Consider the following 4,202-nt stretch of genomic DNA (forward strand, 5'->3'; position numbering starts at 1 on the left):
ATGGCAGATCGTGACAAACCAATCGCTCCTGCGATCAGGTCAGATCTGCCATTGACGGCATAAACAATCGACTGTGACTGTCGCTGGGCATAAGAGTAAAACTCCGGTTAAAATCAGACCTGATGGTCTGGGCGTGTTTTGTGCTCTCGGGCCGCGCTTGTCAACCCTGCTGTTTTTGCCTGACAATTCTATGAGAGTCTGACTTTACCGGTCTGCAGATTTTTCAGGGGTAATCGGATGCTCCAAGGTAGGGGCCAGAGGCAGTTTGAACCTGTTCCACATTATATAGCTGATTAATGACAGTAATCCCATCAGCGGCAATAATGTTGCCATGGCGATAACCGGATCGCCCATAGAGGCTGAAATGATGCCGCCGACCAGACCGCCGCCCATCTGGAAGAAGCCCATCAATGCGGAAGCCGAACCGGCAATTTTCGGAAAAGGTGCCATGGCTGCCGTTGTCATCTGCGGCGTGAGAAAGGCAATGCCCATCACGTAAAGCCCCATCGGTAACATCACCAGCAGATAGCCCGGCTCATAAATGCGCAGCAACACAGCGAGCAGGATACTGGCGGAGCCGGTGCAGAGCAACCCGATGCAGGACATCTGGAAAACGGTCACGCGCTGCATCAGGATGCGGTAAATAATGCCGCCTGAAATATAGAAAGCAGTTTGTAACAACATCCCCATGCCGAAAGTGCTCGGTGACAGTCCCACACGCGTCATAAGAATGAAGGGCATGATGGTCGCTGATGTATAAAGTGCACCGGTAGCGCCGGTAAGCACCAGACTGGCAAACAGGAAATGCGGGGTTTTCAGCAGGCTGAAATAGGATTGCACAAGTGCCCGTGGCCGGACACGGGAAGGATCGGGCTTGCCGGTTTCCTGCACAAAAAGCAGCATCATGAGAATGACAGCCGCCCCTTGCAAAATCATCACCAGAAAGATCGCATGCCAGCCGAGAAATTCCAGGGTCAGCCCGCCAAGTGTCGGGCCGATGGCGGGGCCGACGGACAGCACGATGCCGATCAGGTTCATCACCCGCGCCGAGCGGTCGCTGGTAAACAGATCGCGGACAATCGCGCGGGACATGGTAACGCCGACCGCAGCGCCTACACCCTGTAACAGGCGTGCCAGCACCATGATCTCAATCGTCGGAGCAAACAATGCCAGCACACTGGCTGCCAGATAGACAGACATGAAAAGAATAGTGATCGGTTTGCGGCCATAGCCGTCTGATAAGGGGCCGCAGATCAGCTGGGCAAAACAAAAGCCGCCGAAATAGGCGGTCAAGGTCAGTTTAACTGCAGCCTCAGTGGTGCCGAAATCCGAGACAATTTCCGGCATCGCCGGTGTATAAAGTGACATTGCCAGCGGGCCGATGGCGGCAAGAAAGCCGCCGATAATGCCAACGCGGCGCTCGGACATAATGACAAGCGGGGATGTTTTTTCGCGGGGTGATGAATCGGGCATAGCGGCATGCTTTATGGTTGGGAGCTAAATTGCGGATAATCGGATCAGCTTTTCCGGTTTTCCTGATTGAGTTGTCTTAAATGTGCGCGGACGGTCAGAAGATTATTCAAAAATCTCTGCCACTCTTCCGGCGGCAGCGCCTGTGAAGCATCGGCGATGGTTTCTTTCGCAATACGTTTCAGCTCATCCAGAACCGGCACGGCTGTATCATTGAGAAAAATCAGTTTGGCACGACGGTCATCGGGATCAGGCTCACGGCGCAGCAAGCCACGATTTTCCAGCCTGTCGAGATAGCCGGACAGGGTCATCGCTTCAATATTCATACTCTCGGCGAGGACAGACTGGCGGGCTGGCTGATAACGCGCAACATGAACCAGTGTCCGTGACTCGAAAGCCGTGAGTTCAAGACCTGCGGCAACGATCTTACGCTCCCGCTCAAGGCTGAAAAGCCGGCTGATATCATAGACAACGAAACCGAAACTATCGGGATCGTAGGATTTTCCTGCAAACATTGTAAGGCATCCTTATAATAAGGCTTCCTTACTATTTATTTTCAAACAGGTCAATTATCCGTATAAATCACTTGTGGCGGATAAGCGGGCTGCTTAAATGTTTGAAATGCAATTCTGCAAACCGGAGACCGTGAGTTATGCCGCAGGACAATCAGATGACGCCCGCCTATTCAGCACTCAGCCAGTGGAGCGGCCCGCTTGGTCTGCCGGATTTCAGTAAATTCAGTGATGCGGATTTCAAAGCGGCTTTTGATATCGCTTTGGAAAAAGACTGGACGGATGTGGAAGCCGTTCTGCAGAACCCTGATGCGCCGACAATTGAGAATACGCTGAAAGCTTTGCAGCTTTCCGGCCGTGATCTTTCCCATATTGCCGCGATTTTCTGGATGCGCGCCGGTGCCCATACCAATGAGGATATTCAGGCGCTGGAGCGTGAAGTTGCGCCGAGAATGTCCCGCCATCACTCGCGCATCATGATGAATGAAGCGCTGTTTGCCCGCCTTGATGCGCTTTATCAGAGCCGTACCAAGCTTGGGCTGGATACGGAAACTCTGCGTGTGCTGGAAAAGAGCTGGAAAGGCTTTGTGCGTAACGGCGCTAAACTGAATGCACAGGACAAAGCACGACTGGCTGATATTAATGAAAAGCTTGCCGGTCTCGGTGCCGGTTTCGGCCAGAACGTGCTGAAAGACGAAGCATCATGGGCTTTGTTTATTACTGATGAGGCAGAGCTTGCCGGTTTGCCGGAGCAGTTGCGGGCTGCGATGAAAGCGGCAGCTGAAGAGCGTGGTCGTGAAGATGCATGGGCAGTTACGCTTTCCCGCGCGATTGTTGAGCCGTTTCTGACCTTCTCCTCTGTTCGTCATTTGCGTGAAAAAGCCTATGAAGCATGGGCAAAGCGCGGTGAAAATGGCGGTGCGACTGACAATCGCACATTGGTGACAGAGATTGTTGCCTTACGTGATGAAAAGGCAAAGCTGCTGGGTTATGCAAATTTCGCTGCGTTCAAGCTTGATGACACAATGGCCAAAACACCCGATGCGGTGATGGATTTGCTGATGCCGGTTTGGGATAAAGCCAAACAACGCGCATCGGAAGAGCAGGCTGATCTTGAAAAGCTGATTACCAGTGAGGGGCTTAATCATCCGGTAGCCGGTTGGGACTGGCGTTATTATGCAGAAAAACTGCGTGCCGAGCGCTTCGCTTTTGATGAAGGCGATCTCAAGCCGTATCTGCAGCTCAATAAAATTATTGAAGCAGCTTTTGATGTGGCAACACGTCTGTTCGGCCTGACATTCAAAGAACATCAGGATATTCAGACATGGCATCCGGATGTGTGTGTGTGGGAAGTATTCAACGCGGATGGTTCACGACGCGGCCTGTTCTTGGGTGACTACTTTGCCCGTCAGAGCAAACGCTCCGGCGCATGGATGAGCGCTTTGCAGTCGTCTCATCGTCTGGATGGTGGTCAGCCACCGATCATTTATAATGTAATGAACTTCGCCAAACCGCCGAAAGGCGAGGTGGCACTGTTATCGCTCGATGATGCACATACACTGTTCCACGAATTCGGCCATGCCCTGCATGGACTGCTGAGCGATGTGACATGGCCTGCAATTTCCGGCACCGCAGTGTCGCGTGATTTTGTCGAACTGCCATCCCAACTCTATGAACATTGGTTGACCGAACGTCCGGTGCTGGAGAAATTCGCCACACATTATAAAACCGGTGAGACAATCCCGCAGGATCTGATTGATAAAGTGCTGAAAGCCGCGACTTTCAATGCCGGTTTCAACACGGTGGAATTCACCTCATCGGCGCTGGTCGATATGGCATTCCATACCAGTGACAAGCCTGTGACTGACCCGCTGGTTTTTGAAGCGGAAGTTCTGAAAAAGCTGGATATGCCGGAAGCGATTATCATGCGCCATCGTACCCCGCATTTCCTGCATGTGTTCAGTGGTGACGGATATTCTGCCGGTTACTATTCTTATATGTGGTCGGAAGTGCTGGACGCTGATGCTTTTGCGGCTTTTGAAGAAAGCGGCGATGTGTTCAATGCCGATCTGGCAGAAAAGCTGAAGACCCATATTTATGCCGCTGGCGGATCAAAAGATCCGGAGGAATTGTACAAAACATTCCGTGGTCGTATGCCGAGCCCGCAAGCCATGATCGAAAAACGCGGCCTTTAATAAATTAGAAAACGCCCCCCCCCCG

At 52.3% G+C, this 4,202-nt stretch carries 3 protein-coding genes; 1 reads left to right on the forward strand and 2 read right to left on the reverse strand.

Annotated elements, in window-relative coordinates; genetic code table 11:
- Positions 1–204: 204 nt before the first annotated feature.
- Both A918_RS0102090 and A918_RS0102095 read right to left on the reverse strand, forming a co-directional pair.
- A complete protein-coding gene (locus A918_RS0102090; RefSeq protein ID WP_022709450.1) occupies positions 205–1,473 on the reverse strand; it encodes a multidrug effflux MFS transporter in 1,269 nt (422 codons plus the stop codon).
- Between the two features lie 44 nt (positions 1,474–1,517).
- Entirely contained in the window at positions 1,518–1,985 is a 468-nt protein-coding gene (locus tag A918_RS0102095) for a MarR family winged helix-turn-helix transcriptional regulator (protein ID WP_022709451.1), read from the reverse strand.
- 155 nt (positions 1,986–2,140) lie between these two features.
- Here A918_RS0102095 and A918_RS0102100 point away from each other — a divergent pair, with 155 nt between their 5' ends.
- A complete protein-coding gene (locus tag A918_RS0102100) occupies positions 2,141–4,177 on the forward strand; it encodes a M3 family metallopeptidase (RefSeq protein ID WP_028233260.1) in 2,037 nt (678 codons plus the stop codon).
- Positions 4,178–4,202 lie beyond the last annotated feature (25 nt).

The organism is Pseudochrobactrum sp. AO18b, from assembly GCF_000409565.1.
Lineage (GTDB): Bacteria > Pseudomonadota > Alphaproteobacteria > Rhizobiales > Rhizobiaceae > Pseudochrobactrum > Pseudochrobactrum saccharolyticum.